General features: G+C 72.9%; 15 protein-coding genes. 1 reads left to right on the top strand and 14 read right to left on the bottom strand.

Annotated elements, in window-relative coordinates; all coding sequences use genetic code 11:
- The 11 genes from cmk to JX283_RS06345 form a co-directional block, all read right to left on the bottom strand.
- Nucleotides 1-796 (bottom strand): (d)CMP kinase (gene cmk / locus JX283_RS06395; RefSeq protein ID WP_204829832.1); only part of this gene is annotated, 796 nt, incomplete at its 3' end.
- Nucleotides 793-1,443, bottom strand: coding sequence for a histidine phosphatase family protein (locus JX283_RS06390; protein WP_204829831.1), 651 nt, complete (start codon nucleotides 1,441-1,443; stop codon nucleotides 793-795). The genes cmk and JX283_RS06390, both read right to left, overlap by 4 nt.
- Nucleotides 1,440-2,270, bottom strand: a complete 831-nt coding sequence (locus JX283_RS06385) for a pseudouridine synthase (RefSeq protein WP_239652508.1) — start codon at nucleotides 2,268-2,270, stop codon at nucleotides 1,440-1,442. Before JX283_RS06385 ends, JX283_RS06390 begins: the two co-directional genes overlap by 4 nt.
- On the bottom strand, nucleotides 2,257-2,988 hold the full coding sequence (gene scpB / locus JX283_RS06380; protein ID WP_204829830.1) for an SMC-Scp complex subunit ScpB: 732 nt from the start codon (nucleotides 2,986-2,988) through the stop codon (nucleotides 2,257-2,259). Before scpB ends, JX283_RS06385 begins: the two co-directional genes overlap by 14 nt.
- Nucleotides 2,985-3,791 (bottom strand): ScpA family protein, encoded by an 807-nt coding sequence (locus tag JX283_RS06375; protein ID WP_204829829.1) that lies wholly within the window; start codon nucleotides 3,789-3,791, stop codon nucleotides 2,985-2,987. Before JX283_RS06375 ends, scpB begins: the two co-directional genes overlap by 4 nt.
- Nucleotides 3,792-4,481 carry a site-2 protease family protein gene (locus tag JX283_RS06370; protein WP_239652507.1) on the bottom strand — a complete coding sequence of 230 codons (690 nt, stop codon included), beginning with the start codon at nucleotides 4,479-4,481 and terminating at the stop codon, nucleotides 3,792-3,794.
- 10 nt (nucleotides 4,482-4,491) lie between these two features.
- Nucleotides 4,492-4,782, bottom strand: a complete 291-nt coding sequence (locus JX283_RS06365) for a hypothetical protein (protein WP_204407478.1) — start codon at nucleotides 4,780-4,782, stop codon at nucleotides 4,492-4,494.
- Nucleotides 4,775-6,802, bottom strand: a complete 2,028-nt coding sequence (locus JX283_RS06360) for an ABC-F family ATP-binding cassette domain-containing protein (RefSeq protein ID WP_204829828.1) — start codon at nucleotides 6,800-6,802, stop codon at nucleotides 4,775-4,777. Before JX283_RS06360 ends, JX283_RS06365 begins: the two co-directional genes overlap by 8 nt.
- Before the next feature lie 11 nt (nucleotides 6,803-6,813).
- Nucleotides 6,814-7,188 carry a VOC family protein gene (locus JX283_RS06355; RefSeq protein ID WP_204829827.1) on the bottom strand — a complete coding sequence of 125 codons (375 nt, stop codon included), beginning with the start codon at nucleotides 7,186-7,188 and terminating at the stop codon, nucleotides 6,814-6,816.
- Between the two features lie 198 nt (nucleotides 7,189-7,386).
- Complete coding sequence (locus JX283_RS06350; RefSeq protein WP_204829826.1) at nucleotides 7,387-8,058, bottom strand: thiamine diphosphokinase; 672 nt, start codon at nucleotides 8,056-8,058, stop codon at nucleotides 7,387-7,389.
- Nucleotides 8,055-8,558, bottom strand: coding sequence for an HAD family phosphatase (locus JX283_RS06345; RefSeq protein ID WP_204829825.1), 504 nt, complete (start codon nucleotides 8,556-8,558; stop codon nucleotides 8,055-8,057). Before JX283_RS06345 ends, JX283_RS06350 begins: the two co-directional genes overlap by 4 nt.
- A gap of 286 nt (nucleotides 8,559-8,844) precedes the next feature.
- Here JX283_RS06345 and JX283_RS06340 point away from each other — a divergent pair, with 286 nt between their 5' ends.
- Nucleotides 8,845-9,093 carry an FmdB family zinc ribbon protein gene (locus JX283_RS06340; protein WP_135977583.1) on the top strand — a complete coding sequence of 83 codons (249 nt, stop codon included), beginning with the start codon at nucleotides 8,845-8,847 and terminating at the stop codon, nucleotides 9,091-9,093.
- A 37-nt stretch (nucleotides 9,094-9,130) separates the two neighbouring features.
- Here JX283_RS06340 and JX283_RS06335 read toward each other — a convergent pair whose 3' ends face one another.
- The 3 genes from JX283_RS06335 to def all read right to left on the bottom strand — a co-directional run bounded on the left by JX283_RS06335 (nucleotide 9,131) and on the right by def (nucleotide 12,057).
- Nucleotides 9,131-10,576: an RsmB/NOP family class I SAM-dependent RNA methyltransferase gene (locus JX283_RS06335; protein WP_204829824.1), complete on the bottom strand. Its 1,446-nt coding sequence runs from the start codon at nucleotides 10,574-10,576 to the stop codon at nucleotides 9,131-9,133.
- Nucleotides 10,576-11,496: a methionyl-tRNA formyltransferase gene (fmt, locus tag JX283_RS06330; protein WP_204829823.1), complete on the bottom strand. Its 921-nt coding sequence runs from the start codon at nucleotides 11,494-11,496 to the stop codon at nucleotides 10,576-10,578. The genes JX283_RS06335 and fmt overlap by 1 nt, the downstream gene beginning before the upstream one ends.
- Nucleotides 11,497-11,505: 9 nt before the next feature.
- Nucleotides 11,506-12,057 (bottom strand): peptide deformylase, encoded by a 552-nt coding sequence (def, locus tag JX283_RS06325; protein WP_204829822.1) that lies wholly within the window; start codon nucleotides 12,055-12,057, stop codon nucleotides 11,506-11,508.
- Nucleotides 12,058-12,150 lie beyond the last annotated feature (93 nt).

Genomic DNA, 12,150 nt, shown 5'->3' with positions numbered 1-12,150 from the left:
TCCCGGCCCCCTCCCCCGCCTCGGAAGCGGGAGCGGGCTCAGGCTCGGCCTTAGGGGCCTCCTCGGGGGCGTCCTTCGGCGCGGCCTTGGCGGCCGCCCGCTCCCGGGCGCCGTCCACGAGGGAGGCCACGGCATCCACGACCTCGTCGGCCGTCATGGAGGTGGAGTCCAGGCGCACGGCGTCGTCGGCGCAGCGGAGCGCGCCCACGGCGTGGGCCTCGTCGCCGGCGTCGCGAGCCAGGATGTCGCGGCAGATGCGCCCGTAGAGGGCCAGGTCGCGGACCTCGGCGCCGGGGGTGCGGGGGTCGGTGCCCTCACGCTCCATGGTGCGGCGGCGGGCCCGGGCCGCGGCGTCGGCGGAGAGGAACACCTTCACGTCGGCGTCGGGGAAGACCACGGTGCCCATGTCGCGACCCTCGGCCACCACGTCGCCGGCGGCGCCCACGGCGCGCTGCTGGGCCACCATGGCCTCGCGCACGGCGGGGACGCCCGAGACGGCGCTCACGTTGGAGTCCACCTCGNCCGTGCGGATGNCNGAGGTGACGTCGCGGNCGTCGANGAGCACCGTGGGCGCGCCGCCGGGCTCGGCGGCCGGGCCGAAGGCGATGGTGACCGAGCGTGCCAGGGCGCCGAGGGCGCAGGCGTCGGAGGGGTCNACGCCCCGCTCGAGGGCCGCCAGGGTCACGCAGCGGTACATGGCGCCGGTGTCCAGGTAGGTGAGCCCCTCGCGACGGCCCAGGGCCCTNGCCACGGTGGACTTGCCGGACCCCGCGGGGCCGTCGATGACCACGATCATTGATTCTCCTCCTTCTCCAGGGCGGTGCGCGCCCTGCCTCGGGCCGCCACCTCCTCGGGCGTGAGCCCCATGGCACTGACCATAAGCCTGGACGAGCCGTCGCCGACGAAGATCTGCGACGAGACGTTGCCTATGGCCATATCCCAGAATCTGTCCACTTCCATACCGTAGGCGGCGCCGAGGAGGGCCCTCGTCATGCCGCCGTGGGTGACGCAGGCCACGCGCCCCCCGAAGCCGCGGGCGTCCTCGAGGAAGTCCGCGGCCCGTCCCATGAGGTGCTCGAACGACTCGGCGCCCGGCGCGGGGCGCGAGCGCCCGTCCGGGCCCACGGGCCAGGGGAACGCGAGGCCGCGCTCCCGGCCCTCGGCCGCCGTGAGCCCCTCGAGCGCGCCGAAGTCTATCTCGACGAGGCGCCCCTCCACCTCGGGCTCGATCCCGAGACAGAGCGCCGCCCCGAAGGCGATGGAGCGGCAGCGCACGAGCGGCGACGTCAGGATGCGGTCGGGGCGCCAGTCCNCGAGGGCCCGCACGGCCCGGGNGCACTGCAGGGCGCCGCGGTCGGACAGCTCGACGTTGCGCCGGCCCGAGAAGAGGTGGGCGGTGTTGCCCAGGGTCTCGGGGTGGCGCATGAACAGGACCTCGCTCACGGGCGCCCTCCCCTCCCCCTGCGGCGTGCGGCGGCCTCGGCCTTCACGCCGTCGAGCTCCCGGGCCTCCCCGTCCGTGAGGGGGCGCCAGGCGCCCTCGGCGAGCCCTCCCAGGCGTACGGGGCCGAAGCCGTCCCGGTGCAGCCGCACCACCGGGTGGCCGATGGCCTGGAGCATGCGCTTGACCTGGTGCTTGCGGCCCTCGTGNATGGTGAGGGCCACGACCGACATGCCCTCGGGAACCCCGTGGGGCGCCACGGCCGCCACGCGCGAGGAGCGCGGCGAGAGCACGTGGCCGCGGGCGGGCGCGCAGGGGCCGTCGTCGAGCNCGNTGCAGTNGTGGAGCGGCTCCAGCTCGTGGGGGCGCACGACGCCCTCTACGAGGGCCACGTNGTCCTTGGACTTCTCGGCGGACGGGTGGGCGAGCGCCTGGCCGAGGTCGCCGTCGGTGGTGAAGAGGAGCAGCCCCGTGGTGTCGCCGTCGAGGCGCCCCACCGGGAAGAGCCCGGGGTGCTCGGCCACGGGCTCGAGCTCGGCCACNNAGGGACGGCCCCTGGGGTCGCGCATGGTGGTGAGGTAGCCCGCCGGCTTGTTGAGCACGATGGTGAAGGGGCCGTCCCCGAGGAAGACATGCCGGCCGTCCACGCGCACCTCGTCCACGGCGGGGTCCACCTTGCTGCCGAGCTCGGTGACCGTCGCGCCGTTCACCGTCACGCGGCCGGCGGTCATGAGGTCCTCGGAGCCGCGGCGGCTGGCCACGCCGGCCCGGGCGAGGAACTTCTGGAGCCGCATGGGCACCACGGCAGGCGCGCCCTCACTCGTCGTCATCGTCGTCCACCTCCAGGAGGCCCGGGTCGATGTCGTCCAGCACGTCGCCTGTGACCTCGACCTGCCCCGTCACGANCTCCTCGTCCCGCTCNGCGCCGACCTGCCCCGCGCCATCGTCGGCCGGGGCCGGGGCCGCGCGGCCTCCCAGACGCTCGATGATGAACCGGCGCGAGGCCTCGTCGGGGGCGAAGTCCTNCAGGGGCGGCAGCGCCTTGATGGACGAGAGGCCGAACCGCTCGAGGAACGCCGTGGTGGTGCCGTAGAGCACGGCGTGGCCGCGGTCCTTGTCGCGCCCGGCCTCGCGCACGAGGCCCTTGTCGATGAGGGAGGCGATGACGCCCTCGGAGTTCACCCCGCGCACGGCCTTGACGCCCTCACGGCTCACGGGCTGGTGGTAGGCGATGACGGCGAGGGTCTCGAGGGCGGCCTGGGAGAGCTTGCGGGTGTCCCAGGAGGCCACGAGGCGCTCCACCTGGTCGTGGTAGGCCGGGTGCGTGAACAGCCGCCAGCCGCCGGCCACCTGCCTGAGCTGGATGCCGCGGTTGGCGTCCTGGTACTCGGCGGAGAGGTCCGCGAGCGCCTCCACCGCCTCGCCCGGCGCGATGCCGAGCACCTTGGCCACGGTGGTGGCGGGCAGNGGGTCGGAGGACACGAGCAGCAGCGCCTCTATGCAGCCCTTCTGGAAGTCGGCCGGCAGGCGGTCGAGGGTCTCGTTCATAGGTCGTCCTCCATGTCCTGGATGTCGGTGGGCTCGTAGGGCCCCGAGCCCTCCACGCAGGNGACGTCGATGTCGCCGAAGAGCTCCCTCTGGGAGAGCCGCACCATGCCGCGCTTGAANAGCTCGAGGATGGCGAGGAAGGTCACCACCACGGTCTCGGGGNCGCGGGAGCCGTCGAGGAGCTCCGAGAAGNTGGCGAACCNGNGGGAGCGCACCACGCGGTCCACGCTCGCGGCCGTGAGGGCCACGGGGAGCCGCTTGGGCGCCACGTGCTCCGCCTCGAGGAGGAACCCCTGTCGGCGCGACTCGCAGTCGGCGCAGATGACGGCCAGCCCGCGCAGGGTGACGCCCTTGAGGAAGTCGGGCATGACGCCCAGGNACTCCGGGTCGGGNCCGGNNGTGCGCGGANGCATGCGCGACTCCGCCTCCATGCGGGCNCCGAGCGCCGCGCCGGCGTTGCGGAACTGCTTGTAGGCCATGAGCCGGGCCACGAGGACGTCGCGGGCCTCGTCCGGCGAGAGGTCGAGCAGGTCGTCCTCGTCCTCCTCGTCGCCGCGGGGGCGGCCGGCGCCGTCCTCGGGGACGAGGGAGGCGGCCTTGATGTCGAGCAGCGTGGACGCCACGAGGACGAAGTCGCTCGCCACGTCGAGGTCCATCTCGCCCATGCGCTCGACCTCGGCCAGGTACTGGTCGGCCACCTCGGCGACGCTGATGGCGCCGATGTCCACCTTCTGGCGGCTCACGAGCGACAGCAGCAGGTCGAAGGGGCCCGAGAACGAGCCGGTCTGCACCCGGAACGACACCTACAGGCCACCTCCCCAGAGCATGACGTCGTAGAGGCTGCCGGCGGTGACGTCGAAGTACGCGCCGAGCGGGTTCACGTGCAGGAAGTCGGGCAGCAGGTAGAGCACGACGATGAGCACGGGCATGGCGTAGCGCTGCACCTGGTAGTAGGCGTCGAGGGCGCGGCCCTTGAGGAAGAAGCCGATGNCGTNGGNGCCGTCGANCGGCNGCGGCNGGATGANGTTGAAGAAGCAGAGCACGAGGTTGACCCACACGTAGTCGGCCAGCACCTGCACGAGCACCGGCGCCTNGAGGAGCGCCATGGGCCAGAGGGCCACGACGGCGCGGAAGACGAGCGCGCCCACCGCGGCCTGCACGAGGTTGGAGGCGGGGCCGGAGAGGGCCACGAGCACCTCGTCGCGGCGCCGGTGGCGCAGGCGCCACGGGTTGTAGGGCACCGGCTTGGCATAGCCGAAGACCGGCCCGCCGAGGAGCACCATGACGAGCGGGAGCACNACCGAGCCGAAGGGGTCGAGGTGCCTGAGGGGGTTGAGGGAGAGGCGCCCCTCGTCCTTGGCCGTGGAGTCGCCGCAGAGGTAGGCCGTGTAGCCGTGGGCCACCTCGTGGAGCGTGGCGGCCCACATGACGATGGCCACGGTGATGACGGCGTCGAGGAGGTAGGACAGGACGCCGGCGCCGGTGAGATACATGGCCCTCCCCTCAGCGGACGGCCGACGAGGCCCGCATGAGGCCCCAGTCGAGGACGAACAGGAAGACGGCCACCAGGAAGAAGTCGCCGCGGAAGGCGCCGCCGAGCGGCGTGGGGATCACGAGCAGCCCGGAGACCGCCGTGGGCACGAAGTCGTTGAGCCCCATGACGATGGAGACGAGGCCGAGGTTGGTGGCCGTGCCCAGGCAGAGGACCACCACCAGCGCGGAGAGCACGACGGCGGCGGCGCGGCAGAGGTAGGCGAGCGCCCGGAAGACGCGGGAGGCGGCGGCGCTAGCCATCGACCTCGGCCTCCTCGATGAGCGTGGAGAGCTCCAGCCACTCCTCCTCCAGGGAGGAGATCCTGGCCTTGAGGTCGTTGTTCTCCTTCATGGCCTCCTCGAAGCGCGCGGCGTCGGCGTAAAGCTCCTCCGACGCCATGAGCTCCATGAGCTCGTCGTAGCGCCTGTGGGCGGGGTCGAGCTCCCTCTCCACCTGGCGCAGGCGCTTCTTGGAGCCGGAGAGGCGCCTGTTGCGGGCGTTGCGGGCCTCGGCCTCGGCGCGGCGCTGCTCCTTGGTCTTGACGTTGCGGCCGGCGGGCTTGGGCGCCTCCTCGGNCNCCCGCTGCGGCGCCTTGGCCTTCTGGCCGATGGCCACGACGTTGCGCGAGCCGGCCGCTGCCGAGGCGGCCTCGGCGTCCGCCCGTGAGGCGAGCTCGGCGCGCTTGAACAGGAAGTAGTCGTAGTCGCCGTCGTAGACCGTGACGGTGCCGTCGCGGACGTCCACGACCTTGTTGGCCACGGCGCGCACGAGGTGCTCGTCGTGGCTGATGAGCACGATGGTGCCGTCGAACTCCTTGNGGGCCTGCTCGAGNACGTCCACGGAGTCGATGTCCAGGTGGTTGGTGGGCTCGTCGAGGCAGAGGAGCGGGTCGGGCGACACGAGCATCTTGGCGAGCGCCAGGCGCGCCCGCTCGCCGCCGGAGAGCATGGAGACGCGCTTCTCGACGTCGTCGCCGTGGAACAGGAACGCGCCCAGGAGCTGGCGCTCCTGGGACGTGGTCCNGCCGAGGGCGGCGGCGTCCATCTCCTGCATGACGGTGTTGGCGGCCGTGAGCTCCTCGAGCTGGTGCTGGGCGTAGTAGGCGAGCTCGACGTTCTTGCCGAGGGAGACCGAGCCGGCGTCCGGCTGCAGGTGACCGCAGATGAGCTTCATGAGCGTGGACTTGCCGGCGCCGTTGGGGCCCACGAGGGCCACGTGGTCGCCGCGGTAGAGCGTGAGGTCGGCGTCCTCGTAGACCACGTTGTCGTCGAAGGCCTTGCGCACGTGGTCCACCTTGACGACCTCGTCGCCGGTGCGCGGCGGCTCGGGGAAGCGGAAGTGCACCTTCTTGGACTGCTCGGGGAGCACCACGAGCTCACTCTTGATCTTCTCGATGCGGGCCATGCGCTCCTGGGCCGCCTTGGCCNTGGTGNGCTTGTAGCGGAATTTGTCCACGAAGACCTGCATGTGGGCGATCTCGCGCTCCTGGGCGGCGCGCTTGGCGCGGAGCTGTTCGAGGTTGGCCTCGCGCTGGCGCAGGTAGTCCGAGTAGTTGCCGGTGTAGGTGCGCAGGGAGCGGTTCTCGAGGGCGGCCACGTGGTCCACACAGGCGTCCATGAAGGAACGGTCGTGGGAGACGATGAGGACGACGCCGTCGTAGCTGGACAGGAAGCCCTCGAACCACTGGACGCTCTCGAGGTCGAGGTGGTTGGTGGGCTCGTCGAGCAGCAGGACGTCGGGGTGGCGCAGCAGCAGCTTGGCGAGGCTGATGCGCATCTGCCAGCCGCCGGAGAACTCGAAGGCCGGCTTGTCGAGGTCCTCCACGGGGAACCCCAGGCCGCACAGGATCTGGCGGGCGCGGCTCTCGAGCTCGTAGCCGCCGGCGGCCTCGAAGCGGTCGCGGGCGCGGCCGTACTCCTCCATGGCGGCGTCGAGGGCGTCGGGGTCCTTCTCGGTGGCCATGACCTGCTCGAGCTCGGAGATGCGCTCGCCCAGGTGCGCGATCTCGGTCGCGGAGGCCATGACCTCCTCGAGGGCCGAGCCGTCGCCGGCGNGCTCCGCCTCCTGCTCGAGGTAACCCACGGTGGCGCCCCGGGCGAGGGTCACGGAGCCCTCGTCGGGCGACTCGAGGCCCATGACGATCTTGAGCAGCGTGGTCTTGCCGGCGCCGTTGGGGCCCACGAGGGCCCAGGACTCGCCGGCGTTGAGCTGGATGGTGGCGCCCGAGTAGAGGACCTGGGGGCCGAAGGACTTTGCGACCTTGTCGATGAGGAGGATCACGGGGCTTGTTCCTAGTCTTGCGTGAGGTGGATGGCGAAGCCCGCGACTGGCTCCTTGAAGTAGACGAGCTTGGTGGAGCCGTCGGGCAGCAGGACGCGGGAGGACTCGTCGACCTCGAAGCCGCGGGCGGCGAACCAGGCCTCGGCGGCGGGGATGTCGTCCACGTGGAAGCCGATGTGCCCGTGCTCGCCGCGGCCGCAGCCGCGCATGGTCTCCACAAGCGTGCCGCTGAACAGCGACACGGGGGTGTCGGTGCGGGGCAGGCCCATGAGGCGGGAGAAGGCCTCCGCGATGGAGGCGGCCTCGGCGTCGTCGGCGGCATTGNCGCCCACGTGGGCGATGCGCAGGCCGAAGAGCTCTACAGGGTCCTCGCTGGGTCGTTCCATCGGTTTGTCCCTTCACCGTGTGCAGGCAGTACCGTCAAGTATATGCCAGCGCCCCGCGGGGCTGTCACCCCCGGCCGGAAACGCGGCACGACCGTGCAGGAGACGCGCACAATCGCGGTTTGTCCTCATCGACCCGGCAGGGATGCGGGGATATCCGGATCTCCCCTCACCCGGCGCTGCCCGACCGGGGGCGCCGGCTCAGCCCTCGAACAGGAGCACGAGGCAGCAGCCCGCGTGGCACTCCACCTCTCCCCCGCCGGCGGCCTCCACCACGTTGGAGACGCCGAGGTCGTCCAGGGCGGCGAGCCACCGGTGGTCCAGCGGCCAGTGGAGGCCGCGCTCGGAGATGCAGGTGCCGTCCGCGAGGGGCACCGCCGAGACCGTGCGCCCCCTGCCCTCCACGCGCACAGAGGGCAGCCCCTCCGGCGAGAGAACCCAGCCCCGCCAGCCGTCGCCCACGANGGCCACCGGGCGCCCGCTGTGCCGCCGCGCCACGCCCAGGACGCCCAGGCCGTGGTCGACGCGGCCGCCGGTGGCGCAGAGCAGGGTGAACGCCGGGATCGTCCCACGGGCGGCCGCGACGGCCTCACCCAGGGCGAACGCGGCCTCCAGGTCGGTCATGTCCTTCTCGCACGGGAGGGCCACGCGCTCCGGCACCGCCGAGGCGACCCACGCGAGCACGTCGGGCCCCGCGGAGTCGCCGTCCCCCACGAAGGCGTCCGGCACAACCCCGGCGTCGCGACACCACGCGGCGCCGCGGTCGGCCGCCACGACGTAGTCGGCTCCGGCGCAGCATGCGGCCAGCAGCTCGCGGGAGCAGGGCTCGGGCGAGCCGGCCACCACGGCCACCGAGAGGCGACCGGCCGTCACAGCGCCTCCAGCACCTCTCGGAGGGTGACGCCGCGCCAGCCGTCGGAAAGCGCCACGTCGGCCACGGCCTCCATGTCGCCGAGCCTGTGGCGGCTCGTGGGCCAGGTGAGGCCGAGCGTGGGGAAGCCCGCCCCGTGGGCCACGGTCACGGCGTGGAGGGAGTCGTCCACCACGAGCACCCGCGCGGGGTCGAGCCCGTAGTCGGTGGCCGCCGCGAGCCACANGCCGGGNTCGCTCTTGCTCGGGTAGCCCATGGACACGGAGTAGATCCGGTCGAAGAAGCCACGGAGCCCGTTGGCTCCGAGGCCGCANTCGACCTCGGGGANCTCGGAGNAGNTAGCGACGGCCATGGGCAGGCCGGCGTCGCGCACCTGCTCCAGGAACTCCCTGGCACCGGGTATGGCCGGGACGTCGTTGGCGTAGTGCCAGTGGGCCCGCTCCATGACCTCGGCCTTGATCCGGGCCGGGTCCACGTCCAGACCGTTCTCCCTCACGAACATGGCCAGGCCCTCGTCGGCCCCCCATGGTCTCGGCGCGGGCCTGGTGGGTCTGGGCGGNNTCCTCGCCGGCGTAGGCGGGGAGGACCTCGGGCAGCACCGAGAGCCACATCCCCANGGAGTCGAGCAGGGTGTCGTCGCAGTCGAAGACTATGGCCTTGATGTCCACGGAAACCTCCCTCTTTCCAAGCGGTCCATCAGACTCTAGCACGAGGGCGTCGCAGTGTTTATGGAGGGGACAGCCGAGGGGTACAGTTATGCGTCGCACAGCATCGACGAAAGGAACGCCATGGCCCGCTACGACTACCGCTGCACCGAGTGCGGAACCGTCTTCGAGGTGGAGCACCCCATGGGCGAGCGCCCGGAGGTGGCCTGCCCGGCCTGCGGCGCACCCTGCGAGCGCGTCTTCGAGGCGAGCGCCATCACCTTCACCGGCTCCGGCTTCTACAACACCGACAGCCGCGACTCATCGGGGTCGGGGTCCCACTCAACGTCGTGCGCCGGCTGCTCCGGCGGCGACTGCTCCGGCTGCCACTAGCGGCACCTACGGCGCCCGGCCGGGACCGGGGCGCCGCCTACCCCCGCCTGACGAGCCGGGCCGCGAAGTGCCCGTCGGGGCCGTCCGTGGCGGGCACGCTCGCGAAGTCGCCGGACGGGAGCACCCACCGGCGCACCATGCCTTGGAACGGCACCGGCGCCGCGGCCACGCCGGGCGCGCGGCCGCAGTCCTCGCGACGGAAACCGCGGCCGGCGGGGCTGTCCAGGAATCGGTCGACGACGGCCGGGCCCTCCTCGTCCAGGACCGAGCACGTGGCGTAGACGAGGGTCCCGCCCGGGGCCACGCGTCTCGACGCCGCCTCGAGGATGCGGCCCTGGAGGGCCGGCAGGCCGTCGGGGTTGTCGGCGTCGAGCGCCGAGGGGTCGAGGGCCCANGGAATCTCCGGGTGGCGGCGCATGGTGCCCGTGCCGGAGCAAGGCACGTCGCAGAAGACGGTGTCGAAGGAGCGGTCCAGCTCGCGGGGCAGGCCGGGGCCGTCGAGCAGACGGGCGTCCCAGGCCATGGAGGTGACGGACGCCTCCCAGCCGTGGCTCACGCGCTCCCGGGCCAGCTCCACCTTGGACTCGGAGAGATCCACGGCCACCACCTTGGCCGGGCCGCCCAGGGCCGCCGCGGCGTTCTCCAGGAGGATGGTCTTGGTGGCGCGCCCCTGCCCCACCTCGAGCAGCGCGGTGCCGGGAGCCGGTGCGCCGATGCGGCTCACCATCTGGGAGCCGAGGTCGCTCACCACCACGTCCACCGAGCCCACGAGGCCGCTCCGGGCCAGGGCGGCGGGCTTCTCGAGCAGGAACGACCCGGGCAGCGCTACGGGCACCGGCGCCGTGCCGCTCTCGCGCAGGCGCGTGTAGGCCTGGGCGGCGTCGCACACGCCGGTGTTGGCGGCGACCCACGCGGGGGCCGGCTCCAGCTGGGCCAGGGCCATGGCGGCCGCCTGGGGCGCCGGCAGCGAGGCGCACAGGCGCACGGCGAGCCAGGAGGGCATGCCGGCCACGAGGGAGACGTCGGCCACGGAGACGGGCACGCCGCCCGCCAGGGCCGCTGTCACACGCTCCCGGGCGCTCCGCACGCGGGGGCGGTCGCAGGAGACCACCTTGCGGAGCACGGCGTTGGCCAGGCCGGACGCGCGTCTCGCCACGGTGCGCACGAGCTCCACGCCCTGGAAGACGGAGACCTCGGGCGAGGTCTCGAGGTACATGACCTCGAAGCATGCCACGCGCAGGGCGTCGCGCACGCGGGGCTCGAGGTCGCGGGGGCGCCGCAGGTGGCTGTCGAGCACGGCGTCGAGCAGGCCGCGGCAGGCCGTGGACCCCAGCACGAGGCGGGAGGCCAGGCCGCGGGCCTTGAGGGAGAGNCGCGCCATCTCCNNGGCGNCGCGCAGGAGCTCGCGGGCGTAGGCGTCGCGGCGGCGGGCCCGGGAGACCACGGCCAGGGCCACGGCGCGGGAGGGCGAGACCTCGGCCATCAGATACGCTCCCAGCGGCAGTCGGGGTCGTCGTGCAGGCCGCGGGCCCACTCGCCGGCGGCCATGGCGCGCTTGCCGTCGGGCTTCACCTCGAGCAGCTCCACGACGCCGTCGGAGCAGCCCAGGGCCACGCGGCCGTGCTCGATGCGCAGGTGCCCGGGACGGGCGCCGAGNCCGGCCACCGTGCGGGCGGCGAGCACGCGCATGCCGCGGCCGCCGGCCCTGAGGCGGGCGGGGGCGGCGTCGCTCGAGGCCAGCACGCGGCGGACGTTGTCCACGGCGGTGTCGCCGGGGTCAAGGCGCATCTCGGCCTTCTCCACCTTGGGGGCGAAGGTCACGAGGGACTCGTCCTGGGGCGTCCAGACGGCCTCGCCGGCCTCGACGGCCACGAGGGCGCGCACGAGGAGGCGTGCGCCCAGGTGGGAGAGCTCGTCGGTCACCTGGGCGCTGTTCTTGCCGTCGATGGGCACAGAGCCCGTGAGGCAGAAGTCGCCGGCGTCGAGCTCCTTGACCACGCGCATGATCGAGACGCCGGCCGTGCGGTCGCCNGCCAGGATGGCGCGCTGGATGGGGGCGGCGCCGCGCCAGCGCGGCAGCAGCGACGCGTGGACGTTCACGCAGCCGAGGGGCGCGAGGTCGATGACGCCCTGGGGCAGGATGCAGCCGAAGGCGGCCNCGCACAGGATGTCGGGCTCGAGGCCGCGGAGCCACGCCTGGGTCTCGTCGTCCATGCGGGTGGCCTCGCGCACGGGAAGGCCGAGGCGCGCGGCGCACGCCTTGACGGGAGAAGGGTCGAGGGTCTTGCCGNNGCCGNGNACGGCGTCGGGGCGCGTGACCACGCCCACGACGTCGAAGGTGGCGTCGAGCGCCTCGAGGGAGGGCACGGCGAAGTCCGGCGTGCCCATGAAGACGACGCGCATGGCGGCCCCCTACTCGGTCTCGCCGGGGCGGACGCCCTCGGCGATGGCCTGNCGGACCCGGGTGGCCGCACGGGCGCGCGCGATGGGGCCGAGATGGTCGAGCATCACGGTGCCGTGGAGGTGGTCGATCTCGTGCTGGAGGCAGCGGGCCAGCAGCGTGCCGTCGGCCTCGTAGCGCATGAGGTCGCCGTCGAGGTTCTGGGCGTGCACCACCACGTGGCGGGGACGCTCCACCTCCACGGTGACGNCGGGGAACGACAGGCNGNCCTCGGAGCCGNTGAAGGTCTCCTCGGACTGCTCCACGATCTGGGGGTTGATGAGGACGNAGGGGTNNTTCTTGGTGCCGTCGCNGTANTCGCAGTNGATGACCACCATGGCCACTGACTCCCCCACCTGCGGGGCGGCCAGGCCGCAGCCCTCGGCGGCGTACATGTCGTCGATCATGCGCTCGGCGAGGACGCGCACCTCGGGGGTTATCTCGTCGATGGGGCTGGCCTCGCGGGTGAGCACGGGGTCGCCCATGAGGACGATGTCATCAAGCATCGCATCTATAGCGGCCATGGGTCTCCTCACGGTAGGTTTTCCACCCAGCATTCTACCCGGAGAGGGGGACCGTGAGCGGGGAGCTGCAGTGATGTGCGTGTGGGGGTCGCG

This window comes from Olsenella sp. CU969 (genome assembly GCF_905219715.1).
GTDB lineage: Bacteria > Actinomycetota > Coriobacteriia > Coriobacteriales > Atopobiaceae > Granulimonas > Granulimonas faecalis.
This window is presented reverse-complemented; position numbering and strand designations above follow the sequence as displayed.